The 21,631-nt window shown below is 37.0% G+C and carries 24 protein-coding genes; all 24 read right to left on the bottom strand.

Features of this window, described 5'->3' with window-relative positions; genetic code table 11:
- Window positions 1-823 (bottom strand): BppU family phage baseplate upper protein (locus ACODS7_RS25125; RefSeq protein WP_488827833.1); only part of this gene is annotated, 823 nt, incomplete at its 3' end.
- Between the two features lie 43 nt (window positions 824-866).
- Entirely contained in the window at window positions 867-1,988 is a 1,122-nt protein-coding gene (locus ACODS7_RS25130) for a siphovirus ReqiPepy6 Gp37-like family protein (RefSeq protein WP_243168879.1), read from the bottom strand.
- Window positions 1,989-2,004: 16 nt separating this feature from the next.
- Window positions 2,005-2,856, bottom strand: a complete 852-nt coding sequence (locus ACODS7_RS25135) for a structural protein (RefSeq protein ID WP_243168880.1) — start codon at window positions 2,854-2,856, stop codon at window positions 2,005-2,007.
- 27 nt (window positions 2,857-2,883) lie between these two features.
- The gene (locus tag ACODS7_RS25140; RefSeq protein ID WP_243168881.1) at window positions 2,884-3,756 is read right to left on the bottom strand and encodes a phage distal tail protein; all 873 of its coding nucleotides are present in this window, start codon (window positions 3,754-3,756) and stop codon (window positions 2,884-2,886) included.
- Window positions 3,753-8,735 carry a phage tail tape measure protein gene (locus ACODS7_RS25145; protein WP_243168882.1) on the bottom strand — a complete coding sequence of 1,661 codons (4,983 nt, stop codon included), beginning with the start codon at window positions 8,733-8,735 and terminating at the stop codon, window positions 3,753-3,755. The genes ACODS7_RS25140 and ACODS7_RS25145 overlap by 4 nt, the downstream gene beginning before the upstream one ends.
- Window positions 8,736-8,899: 164 nt before the next feature.
- Window positions 8,900-9,274, bottom strand: a complete 375-nt coding sequence (gene gpG, locus ACODS7_RS25150) for a phage tail assembly chaperone G (protein ID WP_243168883.1) — start codon at window positions 9,272-9,274, stop codon at window positions 8,900-8,902.
- Between the two features lie 60 nt (window positions 9,275-9,334).
- Window positions 9,335-9,901: a major tail protein gene (locus ACODS7_RS25155; protein ID WP_006927828.1), complete on the bottom strand. Its 567-nt coding sequence runs from the start codon at window positions 9,899-9,901 to the stop codon at window positions 9,335-9,337.
- 15 nt (window positions 9,902-9,916) lie between these two features.
- The gene (gene gp17, locus ACODS7_RS25160; protein WP_243168884.1) at window positions 9,917-10,279 is read right to left on the bottom strand and encodes a tail completion protein gp17; all 363 of its coding nucleotides are present in this window, start codon (window positions 10,277-10,279) and stop codon (window positions 9,917-9,919) included.
- Window positions 10,276-10,713 (bottom strand): HK97-gp10 family putative phage morphogenesis protein, encoded by a 438-nt coding sequence (locus tag ACODS7_RS25165; protein ID WP_243168885.1) that lies wholly within the window; start codon window positions 10,711-10,713, stop codon window positions 10,276-10,278. The genes gp17 and ACODS7_RS25165 overlap by 4 nt, the downstream gene beginning before the upstream one ends.
- Window positions 10,701-11,072, bottom strand: a complete 372-nt coding sequence (locus ACODS7_RS25170) for a phage head closure protein (RefSeq protein ID WP_243168886.1) — start codon at window positions 11,070-11,072, stop codon at window positions 10,701-10,703. Before ACODS7_RS25170 ends, ACODS7_RS25165 begins: the two co-directional genes overlap by 13 nt.
- Before the next feature lies 1 nt (window position 11,073).
- Window positions 11,074-11,367 (bottom strand): hypothetical protein, encoded by a 294-nt coding sequence (locus ACODS7_RS25175; protein ID WP_243168887.1) that lies wholly within the window; start codon window positions 11,365-11,367, stop codon window positions 11,074-11,076.
- 12 nt (window positions 11,368-11,379) lie between these two features.
- On the bottom strand, window positions 11,380-12,528 hold the full coding sequence (locus ACODS7_RS25180) for a phage major capsid protein (protein WP_243168888.1): 1,149 nt from the start codon (window positions 12,526-12,528) through the stop codon (window positions 11,380-11,382).
- 3 nt (window positions 12,529-12,531) lie between these two features.
- Complete coding sequence (locus tag ACODS7_RS25185) at window positions 12,532-13,320, bottom strand: head maturation protease, ClpP-related (RefSeq protein WP_243168889.1); 789 nt, start codon at window positions 13,318-13,320, stop codon at window positions 12,532-12,534.
- Entirely contained in the window at window positions 13,304-14,470 is a 1,167-nt protein-coding gene (locus tag ACODS7_RS25190) for a phage portal protein (RefSeq protein WP_243168890.1), read from the bottom strand. Before ACODS7_RS25190 ends, ACODS7_RS25185 begins: the two co-directional genes overlap by 17 nt.
- A gap of 4 nt (window positions 14,471-14,474) precedes the next feature.
- Window positions 14,475-16,130 (bottom strand): terminase TerL endonuclease subunit, encoded by a 1,656-nt coding sequence (locus ACODS7_RS25195; RefSeq protein WP_243168891.1) that lies wholly within the window; start codon window positions 16,128-16,130, stop codon window positions 14,475-14,477.
- On the bottom strand, window positions 16,127-16,483 hold the full coding sequence (locus ACODS7_RS25200; protein ID WP_000763337.1) for a hypothetical protein: 357 nt from the start codon (window positions 16,481-16,483) through the stop codon (window positions 16,127-16,129). The genes ACODS7_RS25195 and ACODS7_RS25200 overlap by 4 nt, the downstream gene beginning before the upstream one ends.
- A 150-nt stretch (window positions 16,484-16,633) precedes the next feature.
- Window positions 16,634-16,969 (bottom strand): HNH endonuclease, encoded by a 336-nt coding sequence (locus ACODS7_RS25205; RefSeq protein ID WP_243168892.1) that lies wholly within the window; start codon window positions 16,967-16,969, stop codon window positions 16,634-16,636.
- Entirely contained in the window at window positions 16,966-17,370 is a 405-nt protein-coding gene (locus ACODS7_RS25210) for a hypothetical protein (RefSeq protein ID WP_243168893.1), read from the bottom strand. The genes ACODS7_RS25205 and ACODS7_RS25210 overlap by 4 nt, the downstream gene beginning before the upstream one ends.
- Before the next feature lie 112 nt (window positions 17,371-17,482).
- On the bottom strand, window positions 17,483-17,620 hold the full coding sequence (locus ACODS7_RS25215; protein WP_289667660.1) for a hypothetical protein: 138 nt from the start codon (window positions 17,618-17,620) through the stop codon (window positions 17,483-17,485).
- Window positions 17,621-17,758: 138 nt separating this feature from the next.
- Window positions 17,759-18,568 (bottom strand): ORF6N domain-containing protein, encoded by an 810-nt coding sequence (locus tag ACODS7_RS25220; RefSeq protein ID WP_243168895.1) that lies wholly within the window; start codon window positions 18,566-18,568, stop codon window positions 17,759-17,761.
- 357 nt (window positions 18,569-18,925) lie between these two features.
- On the bottom strand, window positions 18,926-19,300 hold the full coding sequence (locus ACODS7_RS25225) for an ArpU family phage packaging/lysis transcriptional regulator (protein WP_243168916.1): 375 nt from the start codon (window positions 19,298-19,300) through the stop codon (window positions 18,926-18,928).
- Between the two features lie 386 nt (window positions 19,301-19,686).
- Window positions 19,687-20,490, bottom strand: a complete 804-nt coding sequence (locus ACODS7_RS25230) for a phage antirepressor KilAC domain-containing protein (RefSeq protein WP_243168917.1) — start codon at window positions 20,488-20,490, stop codon at window positions 19,687-19,689.
- A 94-nt stretch (window positions 20,491-20,584) separates the two neighbouring features.
- Entirely contained in the window at window positions 20,585-21,010 is a 426-nt protein-coding gene (locus ACODS7_RS25235) for a zinc-finger domain-containing protein (protein ID WP_243168932.1), read from the bottom strand.
- 9 nt (window positions 21,011-21,019) lie between these two features.
- A partial coding sequence (locus ACODS7_RS25240) for an antiphagocytic M protein (RefSeq protein WP_488827842.1) occupies window positions 21,020-21,631 on the bottom strand: 612 nt, incomplete at its 5' end.

Here is a 21,631-nt window from a genome sequence, read left to right on the forward strand (position 1 = left end):
GTTGAAAGTCAAAACCCGTACCATCAAATGTAAATGTGAATGTATCACCTACTGTAGTCGTGTAGTAGTTTGGTGGATTCGCTTTTTGCATGGCTCCCGTATCACTTTTATAGTTGATTGCATTCACCTTTTGGGCTACAACATTCAGATTGGAAATCGCGCAATCTTCTAATTTTACATAGTCATCTTTTGTATCTTTACGCAACGTGTAATGGGCCACCTTGTTCCCACGAAGTGGTATAAGTATATCAAGTGTACGGTCCCCTACAATACGTGTATACATGTTAGATGAAGTATTATGGTTCCGAAGTAATTCAATAAAATCCCGTTGATTCGGAAGGAAGTCTGTAATTGTAGTTAAATCCACTCCTTCTAATGTCTTTCCAGCTTTCATAATCTTTTCAAAAAGCTGAAATTCATTTTTCGATTCAATGTTATCATCTGCTAATAATGAATCCCTAACTTTGAAAGAAAACGGAAAGGTACTTATTCGTTTTTTCACACCTAATTCTTCTCGTTCAATGGATATTTCACAAAATACTGTGCCTGTTTTTGCAATTGTTTGCGTCGTCAAAGAAACACTGATTTTTCCCTTTTCTTTCTCTAGAATCTTAATATCCTTGTTTTGAAATACCAACGTTTGGTCTGGTTTCTTGAACGCAATCACAATGGTATCCGTATCTTGTAACACAAAAGGCTGATGTTCACCTTCCGTGATGCTTATGATTAATTCTGACGTATTCAAATTATTTTGAGAAAACTCTATATCATACATACGATTTTCTTGTCGCGTATCTACGATAATTTCATAGGAACGTTTCAATCTCTTCACTCCTTGCCAATCAAAAAAAAGACCCTGTATGATCTTAGTTTCGAATGATATTTTTTAGTTGAGAAAGCTCTCTTTGCAATACCCTTGTGATATCCGTACGTTTTGCCCCAAATGTTACTTTCAATTCTCGTTTGTTATTTGCATACACTTCTTCCACATTCGTAACCCTAGCATCCATTGATAACCCAATCTTTTCATCTTCACATGTTACGATATCCCCTATTGTCCAATCCTTTTCATATTCCATTCCTGGTTTCTCCGTTATAACACATGCAAACTCAACAATTTCATTGTATTCGCTCTCTAGCTTTTGTCGCCCACGATCTGAAAGCATTTGATACATTTCCGATTCAGGTTTATCTTTTTTATCTTCTGTTTGATTACTTACATCCCTAGCATCAATAAACACTTCTTTTCTTGCTAAACCTTTAGCTTGCTCTGTCGAAACCTCTACAATCCTTCTCTCTTCTCCCTCACCTTGTCCACCAACGTATGCTGTATTTTTATAATTTGATGTGTCTTTTTCAAATTCACGTTCCAGAACATTTTCTAAAGCAATGGAGAAAATGACAGGTGGATATGTCTGTTGATGCCTTGTCAAGTTTCTCCCAGCAAAAACATCGAAAACAAATTGTCTAGTGGTTTCATCTAGATATACATCCCATCCTAACTCAGAAGCTAAGGATATTTCTTTTAGTTGTTCTGCAAGATTTTTCAAGCGACTTTCAACTTGTATATATCCTCCTCTTTTTTGATTTACCTTTATAACGAGATTCGGAATTAATCGATTTGAATCTGATGGATATACCGCATGTCTATCCACATAATGTTTCATAACCGTTTCTGCATCTGCATAGCGTCTATCATGGGTTGTATTTGGCGGCGGAGTTATGATTCGATTACCCAAAATCTTTTTTAATTGAAATCCTTTTACCGTTCTTTTATCATTTTTATCTATAGAATAATTCGTAATAATTCCCACACGCTTTTCATCTATTAAAATAAAGTTATCATCAAAGAGACTTATTGCATACTTAGCATCGTTGGGAACTTGTAATTCGAAAGTTCCAACATCTTCCCATGAACGTCCGAAATTAAGTGATTCATAATTGCTAATTTCACCGATTTTTTCTAAGTCTGGTGTATAGATAATCAATTCCTTTTCCCCTCTCTTATTGGTGTGCATATTTTGTCGCATACGAAATGGTAGAAATATCTACCTCTCGATTCGTTGGTACATTTTTACATATCAATTGTCCATCTGACCACATCACAACATGACCAACCCCAAATCCTCCATTATAGTCAATTGTAGTAACAGGTCTATATTGCGGTTCCAGTGGAGCTAAATCACTTGGAATTGCTAAAATAACCATTCCATTGTTTGTGTATCCACTCATAACTGCCCCTCGAAAATGAATGACTCCAAAATCATCTAAGAAGTACGAAACCATCCCGTCTTTCCTCGCTGGTGTCCAACCATTCCTGAAACCCGGAACCTCCCAATTACGCTGTTTTTTCTTTGCATATAGCCCTGTTTGTCCCTGTAAATCACAAAAAGTACGCTCATCAGTGATTTGCGTACCCTCAATAAATGATTTTCCTTTTATAATTCGAACTTGGGCAATTGGCAACTCATATATAATACCTCCATTGTTCATATTGTCTTGTTGTAATGCTGGAGGTACTGGAAGTGCTGCTACCGCTCCCTTTTTTACAATAAGATTAATACTTCTAGTTGCAAGGTTTAACTGTAAAACAATCCGATCTATACGGTCTAACGTATCATGCGCTGGGTCATGTACTAAAATACGTAACCCCTCAAGGATATACCCCCTCCCATATATCACCGCACATCCTGAGTTCACAGAAGTTTTCATACCATCTGATATAGAGATTATGTTCATATTATGCAAATATCCTTTTACAACTCCAGTTCCGAAAAACATATCAAATAATTGAGCAAAATCTTGTGAATTATATAATTTATCTTCGCCATCAAAGAAAAAAGAACGCTCTGCCATGATACGTTCTCACCCCTTTCTTTTATTTTATATCCCTGTATATCTTTCTCTAAAACGAATACGAACCGTTGCACTCTCTCTACCTGCATTCGCACTATAATCTAATATATTTAGACCAACCTGTAATCTAAATTCATTCAATCTCACTCCCGGAGCAATCCAGTTGTATGCATTTCTCCTTGTTCCATCTATACCTACAAGTTCAACGGTATTTTGACCATATGCTGTATTGATTTCAAGACGTTCTCCTGCCAGAATGTCTCGATTGATTTGTACAGATTTCATCGTTGTAAGATTTGTGATTTTTGGATTTGTACACGGGCCAAAAATATCTATTTTAACAGGCGTTTCCTCATCACCATTATTGATTACCCTTTGCTTTTCACCTTTATATCCAAATTGTACTGTTGGTCTAAATGAAAAAGGAAAGCTGAATTTTGGTGTCCATGATAATAAAGGTACTTCTATATCGCTTTCATTTTTCCAATATGGATCTGAGGTAGTAATATGAAATAATCCTTGTTGTAAAATCAAAAATTGTTCATCTTCTACTCTGTATTTCGGTAGGTTTTCAATAATGATTGTATTTTGAAATGTACCATGTGGCATTTGTACAGTTATTGTAAATGGTCCTGCTTTAGGACTTAACACTCGATTTAACTTTCTGCGTAACTCAAACAATTCTCTTGAGTTTGAAGCTTCAATATAAAATTCAAGGGGATATTGCATCCCCTTCATTGTGACCGATCTAGGAGTAAAACCATCTTGCATATATCCTTGAGTCTGAACAATTTCAGCCTCACTTCCTGAAAGGTCAATTGAAGTGAGGACATATGGTGGCAATGGTCCGAATTCAATTTTTTCTAGTCTTTGGTTTTCAATTATCACTCGCTTACTCATGATGTCCCTCCCCATGTGAAAGCAACTTCATTTAGCACTCTTTTCTGCTGTCTCATTACTTCAGAAGTATCTTGATTATAAAAATGATTTACAATTTGTGCGGGCTGCCTCGTTTGTTTATCCGGATTATCGTTGTCTGGTCTATACTGGATTACATTAGGATTATCTGATAGAACTTCTCTCCATTTGGACAGTTTTCCAACGTCATATACCGACAACCCTTCAAAACGTTCCATTTGACGACCGATTTCTCTTACCATGTCACGCATGCTTTCTGGAATGTGTGTAATCCAATCGTTTTGCCAATCTCCATCTATAAAAATTGCGTTGAAGTATTTTGTTAGCGGATCATCTCCTTGCAAGCTGAAAATTTCCTCAGGCCGAATAGATCGGATGCCATCTATAGCGCCTTCTACTGTGGTTTGCAAAGCATCACGCACTACTGAATATTGACTTTTAATCCCCGTAGCAAGACCTTGTGCCATACGAACTCCTGCAAAGGTCATTCTATTTGGATCACTATTCAACTGTAGTTCATTTACAAGAGCTTTATTTGCTTTCACCCCAAGTGAACGACTTTCTTTTTCAGCCATAGAAGCCGATTTTTGAATCCCCAAGGCAAAACCTTCACCAAATGGCATACCACCTTGATCTCTTGTAAGTCTAGATGGTGAGTTTACGTTTAATGTGGCTTTTAAAGCTTCGAATGCTGCGTTAGCTAAAGAAGCTGCTCTCGCTCTAACTTGGCCAAAAGCACCATCCATACCATAAGCAAAGCCTTGTGCAAAAGAAAGTCCTACTGAATTTGCAATAATGGAACCAAGTCCACTTAAGCCGCCACCTGCAACATTCGCGCCACTTCCCTGTGCCGCTCCACGCTTAGAACCTAAATCATTAGCAAATTTATTACCAGCCTTATCTCCACCGCCACCATCTGTTGCATTTCCTAAAGTGCTCTCTACCCCAGATTTTACATTATTTGCTGCACCAACAACATTTCCTCTATTCCCATTTATCAAACGTTGCATAATTAATGTTGAAGAAGCTCCGCCATTTCCATCAGTAGTTGAACCTAACGTATTTTCAACATTTTGTTTTACCCCTGCGGCCGCTCCATTTACATTTCCTTGATTATTTGCAATAGCACTCCGCATCATGGAAGTGGAATTATTACCACCATTATTGTCCGTTGTACTACCTAGTTGTTGTTCTACACCTTGTTTAATACTTGTAGCTTCTCCGATAATACCGGGCTTATTTTGAGCCATGATCCGATTCATTAATATAGTGGAAGATGCTCCACCATTTCCGTCTGTTGTAGAGCCAAGTGTCTGCTCTATAGATTGTTTGATTTCTTGGGCAGCTTGCACAGGTTGGCCACTATTTTGACGAATTCCATCTGCTGATGTTTGCGGAATGGCAGCCCCTTGCGCGGTTGCATCAATATTCGTTTTTTGTACAACCATTTGTCTGATTACTTCAAGCGCCTGATCGATACTGAATTGGCCTGTCTGTAATCCTTTCACAAGTGAAGAAATAGTAACTTCACCATTCGGACCAAGATTATATTTTGTTTTATCTTCGATACTAACCCCAAGCTTTTGTAATACATCTTGAACGCTAAGGAATCCCATTTCCATACCTGTTTTTAAAGTGGCCATTATTTTTGTGCCGTCTTGGGATAAATCTTTTGCCGTTAACTTAGATAAATGTTGTTGAAAAAAAATAAACACAGCGTCTATACCAACTGTGCCTTCTTTTAAACCATTTACGAATTGTGTAGATGTCATCTTACCAAGCGGTCCTAAGTCAACTTCCAAGTTCTTCTTAAGATCCAGGTTTAACTTTGTAGCAATATCAGATACGTTCATTTGCTTTAAACCATCTGCAAAGGTTGTCATAACCTTAATACCTTCTGCTGTTAATGGTTTATTCCCCATTTCAATACGCATGGTATGAATAAGAGCAACTGCTACATCCTGGACCTTATATTTACCCGTTTTTATACCATCAACAAATTCTTCGACCTTTACTACGCCTTTTTCCCCTAAATTAACAGCCTTTGTACCATCTTCTAAGGCGTAAGCGATATCACTACCAACTTGTACAGCCTTTTCACGAGTTGATTGAAATAAGCTATCATAAACAGTATTAGAATTCGCAATTAAAGCCTCACCATATCTTTTTACTTCTTCCGCACTTTTTTGACGTAATTCAGACTCTTTTGCTGATCGTTCTTGAAGTCTTCTAAAGAGATTGTCATTTTTGCTCTCAATCATTTCTGAATTCTTAACGTATTCGCCAAAGCTTCTACCTTGTATTGTAATTTTTTCTTGTTCAGCTTTTGTAATACCTGATGTTAAGTCCATTTCAATTCCTTTAGACTTCAATACATCTTGAGCTTGCTTTAGCTGTTGTTTATACCCTTCTGTTATTAAAACAGATTGTTCTGAGTATTTTTTACTAATCTGCGCAATGGCTATTTCTTGTTGTGTAGAATCTGAAATATGAGTTTTGGCAAATTCGATTTCTTTTTGTTTGGCTTTTTCTAAGTCGTTATATAAATTTGTATATTCCTTTCCTAACTCTTTTACTTTCCCTTGGATTGTGTCGACGGACGTATTTTTATTAAAATTATCCATCGCTTTACCAATCTTTTGTATCTCATTTACACTATTAGCTGCCGATTTCCCTACTTCTGCATCAATAGATTGTAACGCTGTTAAAAACACCTTTTTATCCGCTTCTGTCATCTTGTAGATTTGACCATTATATTGCGTCAAAAGACTTTGAATCTTCTCATTAGCCTTTATAACAGCCTCTTCTTGCGCCTTATAGACTTCCATTTGGTCGTTTAAAATTTTATCTTTCGCACGTTTTACTGCGGGGTCCGTTTCTCCGGCAAACCAACTTTCTAAATGTGTCTGGAACTTACCTTTATCTTTATTGATTGCTTGGATTGCTTCATCAGCTAACTTTCCAAATTCCTCATGAGCTCGTTGCACAGCTTCTTTAGCCTTATCACCTGTTAAAACCGGTATTTCATCTAGGGTTTTAAAAGCTTGCTCTTTTAAGTTTACATACCCTTCCATCGCTTTTTTGGTTCCCTCACTGACGCCATCACCAAATCTACGACTATCTTCCTCAGCTTTTTGCGCTTTTTTACCCGCATCAGCAAAAGCAAACCCTAAAGCACCTAGTCCAATGACAACTCCGCCAATTGTTGCTACAACTGGATTTGCTATAATTGCACCTACAGCAAAAGAAAGCATTCCAAGAGCGCTCACTACTCCTAAAACTGCTGGAGCCAACAATAATGCCGTACCATACACTTTTTTAGAGCTATCATCTAACCCATTGAACCAATCTGCTACGCCTTTAATTGATTCTTTCAATTCCGGTATAGCTTGTTTAGCGATATCTAGAATTACCTTACCGAGTGGCTCTAATGCAATTTGTAGTTCTCGAGTGACGGATTTCCATTGTTTTGCACTCGTATCGTAACCGTCAACCATTTTATTCATTGCACCACTATAATCGCCTAGACCCGTTTCCATGTTGTTTAGTGATAACATAGTAGTAGCTTCGAGATCTTCCCATTTTGTTCCGAAAAGTGAAACTCCAAGTTGGTTAACTTTAATTTGATCATCACTTGTTTTAAGTTCATTTAATACAGCATGAAAGACATCTTTTACTGTACCTTTTCCTTTTAAGAACTCTTTCCATACATTTTGTGTACCTTCTGACATTTGTCCCATAGCATCTGAAGTAGATTTTGAGCCATCTTTCACACGGATTTGGAATTCTTTCATAACATCGTTCACATAATCTAAATTGTACGCACCATTCTGCGAGCCATTAATGAGAATCGTAAACATTTCTTCTGCACTAAAGCCCATCTCATGGAATAAAGGACCATACTCACTTAAATTATCAAACAACTCATTGGAATAGTTTAGACCCTTTGCGGAACCTTGTGCTAATAAATCAAATGCTTGTTGTCCAGATAACCCAAAACGTCCCATTAATTGAGAGGCACCACGAGTGACCTCATTTACATCTGATTCCATTGTCTCTGCTAAAATCTCACTATCACGAGTCACTTGTTTTAATGTTTCATCATCATTTATATCTTTAATATTGCGCTTTACTTTAACTAAAGAATCGCTGACACTAGCTAAATCTTCACCATAACCTTCACGCCATACTTCTCTTGCTACAGCACTAACTTTTAAGCTTTCTTCCCTTGTTAATCCTAAACCAGCCTGAACCTTCTTGTTTGCCTCTTCAAATTGACTCGCATTTACTACTAAAGCTCCAACTCCTGCTGCTACACCAACTGCCGCTGCACCAAATCCTTGACTAATTCTAGTGCCAGTCTCTTGCATACTATTTCCAACTTCATTCATACGCTCTCGTACTCTTCCAGAAACGTTGCTTAGTTGCTCCATTCTTTCTTCCGTATCGCCTAATTCATTACGAAAACGATGTAACGCTGCTGAAGCGTTATGAAAGGCTGTATCATTTCGAGAAACTTGTGCAGTTAATCGCTGTAAAGCTTGTGTACCTTGCTTATATTCTTGCTGTAATTGATTATATTGAGCTTGTAAGTCTTTTGTTTCTTGGGCATTTTTCCCGTATGCCTGCGTACTTTGCTGTATCTCTTGTTCTAATTGTTGCATAGATGTAGCTAACTGCTCACATTTTTGGCGCATTTCTTGTTGTTTTTGTTGCGAAGTCCTCAAAGCTTGCTCATAATGCTTCATTTTTTGCGTTTGTGCTTCCATCTTTTGATTTAGATGGTTTGCCTTATTTTGCAATTGATCCATCTCAGAACCAACGCCACGTAACTGTTCTGAAGTGTTTCGAAATTCAGCATCTATTCTTTTCAAACTTCTATTAATACCTGCAATTCCATTTTCAAATTGATCTGTATCCAAACGGACACGACCACCTATCGTATTATCTCCTAGTGCCATTTACATTCTCACCTACCTTTATAACCATGCTGGCGCTTGATTAGCTGATGTCACACGATTTGCTTTTTGTTTTCTAGCCATACAGGTAAAGTAAAACGCAATATCCATCTCATTGATTTGATTTTGTGTCATTCCAGCATCCATAAGGACGTTATATATATCAATTACGATGTCCTCGTATTTGAACGTTTTCTTTTCGGCTTCCTCTCTAGTTGTTTCATCAACTTTTTTTTCGCATCTTCTACCGTTTCCATTACTTTTATTGCCTCATTTAAACGGCCCATAATTGTTAAACAAACGGAATGTATTGTTAAACTTAAAAACCATACATGTGTACCCTCAACAAACTCTTGAGCCGTAAATTGATCTCCATATATACGAGCTATAAAATGAGCTGCTCTTTCAATTGTTTCTTTAGATACAAGATCCGCTTGTAATTCATCTGCTAATTTAGATGCTTCAAAAGTTGCTGAGCCCGGAATAAATTGTGGTAAATAATAATCTTTTTGTCCCTCTGCATTTTGCAATGTAATTTTCATTCGTTTTTCCTCCTACATTAAAAGAGGGATAGCACCCGCTATCCCCTTCAATTATTATTTTTAAGCTGCTGTTGGTGGCGTTGGTACTGCCTTGAACCAATTCGCTGCAACAGTTGGATCAAAACCAACTTCCTCTTCATCTAAGCGATGTCTCCAGTTGCCATCAGAACGTTGAATTGCTTTCCCTTTAATTTTCGCACTTTGGAATGTCGGTTTGTCTTCTGCTGTTTTGTGCTCATCACTTGGAAGCTCAAACTTCATTTTGTAATAGCATACATATAGATTTTTTCCGTTGTCATATGGTAAACGATATAGTAAAGCTACATAGGGTGGTACATCACTTGTATTATCAACAACTTGACCTTTTACAACCTTTTTACCTAACAACTCCGCATAAACGGATAAAGGCAATGTATCAACTTCTAATTCAATTTCCGTTCCACCAAATGCACTCGCTGTCGCTGCTGGTCCACCTTCAGCATAAAAAGTTACTGATTCTGCTTTAGGTGCTGCTTTACCACTAACTGTTTTACCAATCCGTTTTGGTGTAGTGTAAGTAAATTTACCATCTGGTGTTTCTGTTAAAATCGCGTAATGCAAATCTCTAAAATCGATTGTCATTGCCATAGTTCTTTTTCCTCCTTAGTTCATGATTTCCGTTATAAAACGAAAACCATACCGATAAATTTTTGTATCCATTTCATAATCTGGATAGGTGCTTACACGCTGAAAAGACAGCTTTTTCATAGCTGCCTGAACTGCACTTTTTAATTGTGTTTTGATTGGTGCCATTGACCATATATCAACCTGATACATAACGTTAGTGGTTTTTTCCTCATTCTCTGCATATAGCCCAGGAGAACTATTTAACTCTGAAAATGTAATCCATATATCTGTTTTGTCATTTCCTTTGACAAATTGATATATGAATTCTCCACCTAACTCAGATTTAATAACTACATCTGTACGTAAAACATCAAATATTTCCTTATTAAAATTTTTCATAGGCCTGTAATCCTCCGCATAAATTCCCTTTCCATTTCTTTTAGGGCTTCTTTTTCACTTTGGATTAAAGTTTTCTCAGCAAACCCTTTGTGTGGTGGGTTTGGATTTTTACTTGTTCCCCAGTTTTGAAATTTCATATAATAATGCGGCGAATTATCTGCTTTGTCCCATCCAATTTCAATTGAATAGGAACTACCTTTCTTTACAACTTTCCCTATATGAATAGCATCCTTAGCATGTTTTCCATCTCGCCATGATTGTTTTGGAGTTGGTTTTTGTACCTCCGGACCGACAGGAGAATTTCTTTCTAAGTTCTTTTTGAATACCTTTGCTCCAGCTTGTAACGATTGTTTTGTGATTAGAGGAACATCTTGTCCTAATTGTTCTAAATCCCTAATCCATTCCTCAATGCCGAAAACTTCTAATTCTGCCAATTCAATCGCTCCTCACAAATAAGGCACATTTCCTTATGTTGTTCGTCGATATCAATAACTGACTTAATCTCGTATAACTTCTCATCGTACCTTACACGCATTGCTGAATGAATACCTTCTCGATATCGAATTGTAAAATTTATTAATTTAATAACAAACTCTGCATTTCCTTGAAATATTTCTGACCTAAAACCTGTACCAAATGGTGTTTTAGGTTCTGCCCAAACTTTAGCAAACTCTTTCCATCCGGATGGAAGTGCATTCCCCTCTTCATCCTTCGTTTCTGCTTTCTGTTCAAGTGTAATTCGTTTATTTAACTTTGCTGCATTCAATGGTTTTTTATATCTAAACGGTTGCATATTAATCACCGCCCAGTTTAATCTCTTCTAAAGCTTTATCAATGCTTAAACTATTAATCTGACTTAAAAAATTCTTGTCAAAATACTCTAAGGCATCGTTATAGACATAACGAGATCGTTCAAAGACCAATTCCTTGAACTCCTCGTTAGTATTTAAATCATAATCCCCACAAACCCTAAGTAATGCCTTGTTAGACATAGAAAGGATACGCTTTAGGTTCTCGTCTTCCTCATCACCTAAGCGCATCCTATCTTTAAATTGTTGTAGTATTACATTTGGCATTCCTGTTTCCATTCACATCATTCCTTATTTAGTTGCTGCTGGTGTTTCTTCCAGTTTCAATGTATAAACTTGAGATGTATATTTATCTTTCGGCTTACCTGTCGCATATTGTTTCGCAATATAAACTGTCGCGTCTTCTAAAGCTAAAGTCTCCTCATACTTCTTGATTGGCTCTGTTCCGCCCATTGCTGCAACATATTGACCTTTGACAAAGAATAATACTTTCCCTTGAGGTACAAATACCGATTCTGTAAGGATTGGATTGAATGGTAAACTTGTCACATATACCCCAGCTGCATTTTGAATTGTCGCGTTTGCTTGAATATCAAACGTATCAAACGGGTTTGTTACCATAACTACTTTTCCTGCAATGTTTTTTGGTCTATCTGCATCTGAACCATCAGCGTTTAATTTTTTAGCTAGTAATTTTACTACGCCTTTTAATTCATTGATCGTTTTACGTCCTGGTTCAAACGTTAAAGTTCCTACCGGCTTTTTATCAGGATATACGCCATCCACAACGCTACCACTTGGATCTTTTAGTAACCCAATAGGTTCATTTTTACCCGTACCAGCTACAAATCCACGTTCTAAACCTACTTTCATGGCCTCTGTAATCATTGTACGAACATAACGTTCTACCCATACAGGTCCAAGTTTCAACATGTCATTTGCTAATGGAATAAATGCCGTTAATTTAAGTTGTGAGATGCTATCTTTACGGAATGTAGCATTTAATTGCCCTTTAATACCATCAAATAACGGTCCCCATACCGCTGCCCCTTCTGGATCTCCATAAATAAATTCTGTTACAGCCCCTAAATTCTCTAAACCAATATGTTGTAAGAAAGGATGATCTTCAACTAAATCATCAAAGATTCGTTCCTGAGTCGTTTTTGGTAATGTTTCAGTAGACTTAAAGCCGCCTTCCTCCACAACTGCATTAAAGAACTTCATTTCTTCACTCGTTAGTACATTAGCACCACGAGATTGCATAATTGAACGATCTACCATTGATTCATTTACTTGATTTAAAATATCTGAACGCACATCTGTAGCAAGTGCTTCAATCATAGAATTCAATGCTGCCGATTGTTCTTCTGCTGTACCTTCCTGAGTCGCTTTCGCAAATGCTAGTTTCTTTTCTTCAAAGTTATTAAATTTAATCACCATATTTTATTTTCCTCCTAAAGTTAAAAAGAGCGTACCCAAATTCTGTTTCGGTTTAACAGGAACTTGAATAGGCTCTTTTGGATTTGTATTCATTTGTAAATCATTCAGAATTTCATTTTTCAACCCTGATAAAGCTACGTTTAAATCTTCTTGTGTAATTCCTTGTAATTTATTCTTGCTCAGTGTTCCGTTTCTAAAACCATCGATTACTTTTTGTGGAATCATGGAAGAGTTGGCACTTGAAGCTGTCATTTTAACTGGATTTTCCATAAACATAATTTCATCCACGAAATTATGTTCTAATGCTTGTTGCGGACCCATCCAAGTTTCTTCAGCCATCATATTAAGTAGTTCCTCTTCCGATTTACCACTTTTAATGACATAAGCATTTACAAGTGTACGATCTGTTATTTTTAACATTTCTGCTGCTTTTGTCATATCACGATGGTCTCCACCATTCCACATTGAAGCATTATGAATCATGATTTGTGCTGTAGGTGAAATGCGAACTTTATCGCCAGCCATAGCAATAATAGAAGCTGCACTTGCTGCTAACCCAACAATTTGAACTTCCACATGTCCAGAATAATTTTTTAATGCTGTGTAAATTTCTGAACCCTCATCTACATAGCCACCTGGACTATTAATTGAAACAATTAAATCCTCGCCATTCGCATTATCAAGTTCTTTTGAAATCTTACCTGGGCTTGTAGCATCCATTTCAAGCCAATCATAAATCCAAGCCTCGTCATTAGAAATAATTGGGCCTTTTACGTCAATTTTCACCGTCATTTTCTTTCTCACCTCCTTCGGATTCATCTAATTTTTTGTAGTTCTTCGTAATATGATGGATATTAAGATTTGGATCATCTGAGTATTCATATCCCACTTCTAATCGAATCTCATTTCCAGTAAATGCACTTGAGGAAACGAGTTTGTCGATACTTGTTGCAAGATCAAAAATACTTTGATAAGAAACGGCCTTCACTTCAATTTTTTGTCCTTCAAGATAATCTCTCATTTCGAAAAACTTCACGTTTGCTTCATCTGAAATCTTTTTTAACAAAGGTTTCACTGTAAAGAGCATGTAATTTTTGGTTTGCTTCTCCACATCAGCCATTTCTCCATATAACAAAGCTGTCGGAATTCCGATAGCCATTGCGACTTGATTTAAAAAACCATTTGTTACTTTATTGATTTCTTCCACACTTTGCCCAGAACTTCCACCACCAGAAGACGTCTCACTGAATTTAAAACCAGGTTGTTGAGGCACAATTGCAATATCTTTTTCTCCAAATGATTTATACATTTTCTCAACGAACTTTTGCAATTTCCCTCGACCTTCTTCGGACTTTGCCGTCTGAGCCTCTATATCTACTACACCACGAATTTGATTTTTACGTTTTTGAGAACTTAATATCCGTCCAAATAAATCGCCATAATCAGTGAACAAGCCATCAATTAGAGGCGACAGCTTATCATTTCGATATTTCAAATGAATTACTTCACTTTGTTTAAATGAACGCTTAAACTCATAATCTTTTACTACTACATTTGTAAAAGTATCTTCAAATACGGCGAACTCATTATGTTGAAAATAATCAGCAATAAGTAAGTCGCTATCATCAGATTGAATGACTAAACACTCATTTTCATAAATTAATTTACGAATTAACTTTTCCCAGAAAGTGCTTGCTGTCATATTCTTATTCGGTCTAACATTCAATCGATAATACAGTTCATCTTTTAAAAATTCATCACCATTTTTAACTCTGAACTCCGATTGACTAATTGTTCTCCCTAAAAAAGATACACATGTTTCTACAGCTAATCGCTTCATATGAACCCTATTTGAAGTTTCTGAAACTATATCATCATCGTACATATAATCTAATTCTTTATTCTTGTTAAACACATTATCAAGCCAGCCAATTGCAATCACCCCCTTAAAAATCTATTTCATGTAGCATAAACTCAACTTCTTCTTCAAGAATATTATCAGCTTGCCATAATGCGTGAATAAAGGCTTGGAACCCATCCGTTTTCCGCTTAAATTCATCTTTTTTCAAGTACTCTTTGTTGCCATCTTTTTTTATATGAACGTAAACATTGTTGGTATACCAACGCATTAATGGATTATCACCAAAGATAATTTGTCCATTTGCAAATAAAGTTTCAACTCGTGGCGCTAATAAAGAATGAATGGCTTTTGGGTTACGAATATATAACAATGTAAACCCTTCTGCTTCGAGTGCGGTTTTAACAAGATCCAAACGGAATGTATCTGCAACAATCGTATTCACGCCATACATTTCACGCATTTTTACAAACCATTCAACTATGTGAGAAATATTAATAACAGGTTCGTCTACAATAGTTAGTAACCCATTTTCAGCCCATTCATAAATAGGAGCTTTTAACTTCACTTTATCCAAGAAGCCTTTACGTACAAAAGAGTGAGTTTTCCATATATAATTTTCCCTATGTTTAAAAAGGAGTCCCACAGATGCAAAGTCTTTAATACTGGCGTAGTCGAGACCACCCACAGCAACTTTATGTGTTAAATCTGGTATTTCCCTTAATGTTTCCCCATCTTCTTCATACCCTGTACGCATGATTTCCTCCCATGGGGCTACAGCCTTTGTTAAATCTACTTCTGGCCAATTCATTCTTTTTGTCATGAAGTTTTCTCTGTTAGATGGATCATTTTCAAGGTTTTTATACTGACGCATAACTTTTTTAAATAACCCTCTAGCATATTGACTCATAGGCTTACTAAACATCGGATTTGCTTTTTCCCACATATCTGGATTGTCTACCTCTTCAGGATTATCAAGCTTACAAATAAAAGGGAACAACCTATCTTCTTTTTCTTTTCCTTTCAAGATGTTCATTGCTCGCTCTTTCATCTTGTCAAGGTAACCTTCACGAACGAATCCATCTGTGGTAATAAAAAATTCCCTAGAGTTAGGAACCTTACCTAAACCACTAGAGAATACTTCTACAACATCGCTATTTTCATATCTGTGTATCTCATCATAAATGACACATCCATCTCTTAATGAGTCTTTACTTCCTGCATTTGATGTATGAAATTCAAAAGTCGAACGAGTTGCTTTATTCGTTATCAATTGTTTGGTTGATACAAATAGCTCGTCTAATATTTCATGCTTTTTATTCTTTTCAAATACATCTATAAAAGATGTTTTTGCCTGCCTTTCTGTATTAGCAACTACTGATACATTATAATGCTCAATACCGTGCAATTCGCTAATAAAGAAGTGTGTCAATGCACTAATCAATCCATTTTTACCAGCACCCCTTGCCATCATCCAGAAGTGTTGATCAAAATAAACATCCTCATATTCATCAAACAAAAACACAAATGCTATTAAAAATTTCTGAAAGGAATTTAATTTGAAATGCCACTTTTCTATGAAAGTTACACATTTATGAATTAAATCCACATCAAAATGTAAATCATTACGGGTTAATATATCTTGCTTTAAATAATTTATAAGCATGATACGTTCTTTGTTTAATACCACTGTTCCCGTCTCATATAGTTCTATATATTCACTTACATACTTATGAACAATCATATTAAATCACTTGCCGAATACTTCTTAATTTCTTTTTTATTATTTCCTTCTGGCAACAAATCTGTTAGCTGTTTAATGACCCTTTGATATGATTGATCACGGGTATTATATAGCCGGGCCACAGGCCGTTCTCTTTCATACGGCTCTGTTTTATCAGATTGTGAGAACATTTCATAATCACCATTCTCAGATATATCCATCCACATCTCATTCAATAAAACTCGTAATCTTGCTGCCTGAATAATTAACCCTTCAACTACTTTCAACTTACTAGGTGGGATTTCTTTAAATAGTCTTTTCAAACGATTTTTTTCTTTGTTAACTAGCACCTCACGCTCATCAATGTCCGCCATACTATCACCTCGATTCAATCATATCTTCATACTGGGTAGGGGTCCTATGCGATATGGCTCAAAAATCTGGAAAAACGAGCCCCTCCCCGGTGCCCGGTTCCCCGAAAAAGATTGAAATTTTTTAAGGGGGGGATTGTTTCCGAATCAGTTTCACCATTTTTCATCGTTTTCCCATTTATTCGGTTTCTTTTCAAAGAATCTTCCGTGTTCTTTATTATGGCAATCCACACAGACTGTTTCAAGATTGTTTATATCTAATGCAAGCTCAGGATGATGTTCGAGTTCTTTTATATGATGGACAACGAGTTGAATCTTCTTACGCTTGGCACTCTCACTGTATTCATTGGTGTCCACACGAACACTACCATTGCGCTTACACTCTTGGCATTCATAGTTGTCTCGCTTCTTTACTTGTTCACGTAACTGTTTCCATTTACCACTGTCATAGAACTTACGCTTCTGTTGTTTGGTTTTGTATTCTTTCATAACCGATAAAGCTCCACTTGGCCTTCCACAATAGGATGATTGTGCTGAATAACTTCAGTATTGAATTGCTTATTATCAGCTGGTACATGTTCAATATGAATGTATGTCCGATTAATCTTATTAATCGATTGTGCTTCCCAATCGAATGCAACCCGTAACTTTCTATCTATCTGTTTACCTTTGTAATGAACTATAGGTTTAGCATCTATATCTGTTAATGTAATTGTTAATAAAGGTTCTACAGTCTCGTTAGATTGTTTGTACTTCTCTAACTTAAACATATCTACAAACGCACCATTACATTTCGGACAAACAGTTACTTCTTGATATTCATCTTCTGGCGCTTGATAAGTTTTAATTTGATAGTCACAAGCTAAACAACATCTCGAAACATTACACATCTATCCTCACTCCTTAATTGCTCGACATTTAATAGAATCTATAGATTCCGCTCTACGTAATGTTTATCCACCCTTCATCCTCCTCCGAAATAACAAGCACATACTCAGCTACTTACTCAATCACAACTTGACGAACTATCAAATGAACTTCCTGAATCATACGATGAATGCGATGAACATGAATTTGAATGACTACTATCACAGCCACTGTAATCCAAACTGGAGTGGATTGCACTGGATGTCGTCGCATTGTGAATCAACCAATCATTTGTTGTGCCCTCACTATTTCTGTTTCCATGTTCTTGTTTCACTTTCTTATTCTGTTCCTTCTTTTTCTTTCTTTTGAAAAACATATTTCTTCCCCTCCTAAAATAGAAAATTACTTTTACTATGACAATAACTCCCGAAATATCGGCTTCACATGTTCAAAGTATCGAAATGTAGGTACTTGCTTATGGCTGTATCTCGACTTGTCCAAGACTTCCATTCCATATTCGTCTGTTTTCAGATTGTGTTTATTCGCAAGCCTACCAATCGCGTTCACTGAAACACCTAACTCTTCCCCGATTTCACCTGCCGTATACGTCTTACGTACCTCTGGTAAGGAAAGAAGCATTTCACCTGTTACAATTCGGGTAGCGTGTGCCACTAAAGATTGCTTCGCCTCCGCTGAAAGAGACTCTTTGAATGTTTCTGCCGCTTTCAAGAGTAGATTGGCTTGTCTTGTTTTGGCATTCAACAGTCTTGCCTGCGCATTTGTTTCCTTTGTTGCATCTATCTGTACAACAGAAACTCGGCTTTGTTTGTTCTCTACTCGTAATTGGAAATATCCATCTACAAATTTGTCATATAATTCCCATGCTGTGTCATCCTCGAGGATTTTTAGCAGTTTAGCATAGCCACGTTCCGATAGAAGATAAATATAATTCGAATTTGCTACCGACTGTTTGTTATATCCTAAACTTTCAAAACTCAGTGCTTCAAAAGCACCCACTTTTAAATCAATAATATCTACACCATCTCTAAATCTGTTTCTATTCTCGTTAATACGTCTATTTATGCTTTTTAACGGCTGCCCATGAATCTCCGCAATCTCTTTTACCAACATCGCTTTCTTACCTTCGCCAAACCCACCTTCAATTCCAGTAAACTCATATCCCGCTACGGTTTGTTTCCCGATGATTTGTAAGTGGCTCATTTCGTTTCCTCCTCATAAAATAAATTCCTCTCGCTTACACAAGTTGATGTATACATTGTGTTCTATGTAAACAAGCTGGCCATCCGCTATACAGAAACAGCCAACTTGGTATATGAATATAAAATAAATTCCCTTGGTCTTTTCGTCCTATTGCGGGTTCCTACCGCCCATGCCCGTTCTTCGGTAACGTTTTGATAATGGGGCCCACTCACATCACTTCACATGATGGTGGATACGCTATCCCCACAGCTTCCTGTCTTCTAAACAGTAACTGTAAGAATATCGTACCTCCAATTCCAACTTAAAAAGGTACCCGATTTAGTGCCCCAAACAGTACCCCAAAAGTTCCATAAATTTTCATATCATCTCTAATGCAGTTGCAAAATTCAAAATCCCTGACTTTCGTTTCCGATAAAACTTACCGCGCTTCATCCCTAATACCGTATAAATATAATCATCGTTTAACTCTGTCGCACTCATATACTTCATTTCCAATATACGTTGTTCATCTTGATCTAAAGCATGTTCAAATGCACGATGTAATTGTCTGTACTTAAGTTCATGAACATCTACCTTTCGTAATTCCGGAAATAAGATATCTGCACCTATCTCCATTCGTTCTCGCTGATTCTGAAACCTAACACGTAATACCTTATACTTCTTTAATTCTTCTATCACAAAAGGGCGAATTTCTTTCTCATCGATATAGGCAAAAAAAGATAATTGATTCATCGATACCCTCCTGAATAAAATTTCGAATGCCGTTCATACTATTAGTAATCCCTTGACACGGGTTACCTTCAAAATTACGGACATGAATGAATTTCTTCTATTATCAAAAAACAAAGCAGTTAGCATGTTGGCTAGCTGCCTTGTTTTTGTATAAAGAATTGAAACATACACATACTATAAACACTTGATTTCGAACCTTTCTGTTCTATCTGAGGAGCTCTTACGCAAAAGAGTTCCTCTTTTTTTATTAAAACCTCTACTTCTAATTTAAATGTCCTATCCTTCTTTTTAACACGTTATTACTCTTCCGACACCTATGACATTCAAAAAAGATTCTAACGCAAATTTACCCGGTTCTATGAGGTCGTTTTTCTGCAGCATAAAATTTAAACAGCCTTTCTATCCATTTCCGGAATAATGCCTCGCTTCGTTAACATATCATGGATAAACAGCCTTCCTTTTTGTGTCCAGCGTGTATTCATCTTTACAGACTTGCTGCCATCCGAATGTGTCACATCAATTGTCTGCGATTTCGTATACCCTTTATTTTGATGTTTCGCATACAGGAGCCATTGATTGTTTACTTTGTACTGTACTTTTTCATCCTTTAAGATTTTATTTAATCGTACTGCTGATAAGCCATAATCGGCTGCAATTTGTGAAACGGTTACCGTATCTTTTGATTGAAGAATTTGATCGAGGTATGTAATCTTAGATGCGTTCTCTGCGACTTGTTGTGTCAACATGAGATTCTTTTGTTCTGCCATTTGTCTTGCCTGTTGCTCGTATTTGAGTTGCGACGCGAGACCGATGAGTAAATCTGGGTCTTGTAGTAAGGCGTTTATCGTAGGCGGTGTCATGTAAGCCCCGTGTTTTCGAATGCTTGGAAGCACCTCTTCAAATACCCATTTTTCAAATTGTTCTGCTTGTGGGAGTTTGGATTTCACAATGAGACGATATAGGTTCGGTTCGTTGATGAATTTCTTTTCAACCGTTTGATTTTTCTCTGAAATAACCACCTCGCAAAACGCGACCCCGTCTCTTTTACAATGTTTACTTACAGCATCATGAGGGTTTGAGTACCCTAAAGTTTTCGCAACATCGATTGCTGGAAAGTACTCTTTTCCATTCTGAATTAAAATTTCTAAATTACCGAACATGTTATGTGCGAAAGTTTGCATTTGCTTCATTTTTTCATTTCCCCTTTGTTATATTTTGCGACAACACACAATCTAGAAGACCACTGGGCAAAACGCCCACCCATCCCCTTTCATTTGTTTCCCACTATTCGAAGGGACTAACATTTCGTTCACCCCTCTTCTCCTTACTCGCTTTCTTAGCCACCTGATTTGGCCCTTCCCATAATCCTTGCTTTCTCCATTTATTTTTTACTTTTCCAACGTAAGAAGTGCTTCGCTCAAACATGATACTAATTTCTTTATCTGGAATCCCCTGTTTATTGAGTTCCCTTACACGATCTGGTGTCAATCCATCCGGAATATTTCCAGGTTTCCCTCCGCGCTGTCTCGGCTCCGTATCAAAATACCTACCCAACTGGCGTAACTCCTGACCAATCGGGCAATTCGCACAAATGCTGATACTGAAACTCGCATCATCTGAACGATTGTAATAACACCGCCTACATTTCTGTTCGATGATATCGCCAATCTGATAGGTAAGCTGGATACGTTCTTCTTTAGTAAGTTTCATGTGAAACACCTACAATACAACTTTCAATGCGATACCTAATGCTTGCACTTTTGCTTGACATTCCAGGCGGTGCTTCCGTTCCATTTCAGCTGCTTCCTCTGCTGCGCTGATTCTAATTTGAGTTTTTCGTAGTTCAGCTTCGACTTCCCATTTCTTTTCGCTTAACTGATTGCATTCATTTAACAATGTGATGTATTCTTTCTCACGATCTTGCAATTGTTGCTTTACTCTTTCCAGTTCAATTTTTAATTCCGTTTGAGTAGATACACAAACACCCTTATCAGACTTTCCCTCTCTCTTTCTAACTACTTGTGTCCCTGTATCTAACGATTTTGTACTCTTTGATATTCCTGTGCTCTCTTTTTTCTCTCGGCGTTTTGCAACATTATGATACAGTGTGCTTTCACTCACACCCAGTCGATCTGCGATTTTTGCCCAAGATAGTTTTTCACCTCGTAATTTCTCCGCTCTCTCGCATAATGCATCCCAATTTCTCTCTTCAGCCATCTGCTCCGCCATCGTCTCATTTCTCCCTTCCAGTAAGGTGTCGCCTAATTGTTTGATTTGCTTCCCAATCCTACAGTTATCCGCACACCAGGAAGTCTTACGATTCCCTGACTT

It is taken from the genome of Bacillus sp. FG16, from assembly GCF_057809515.1.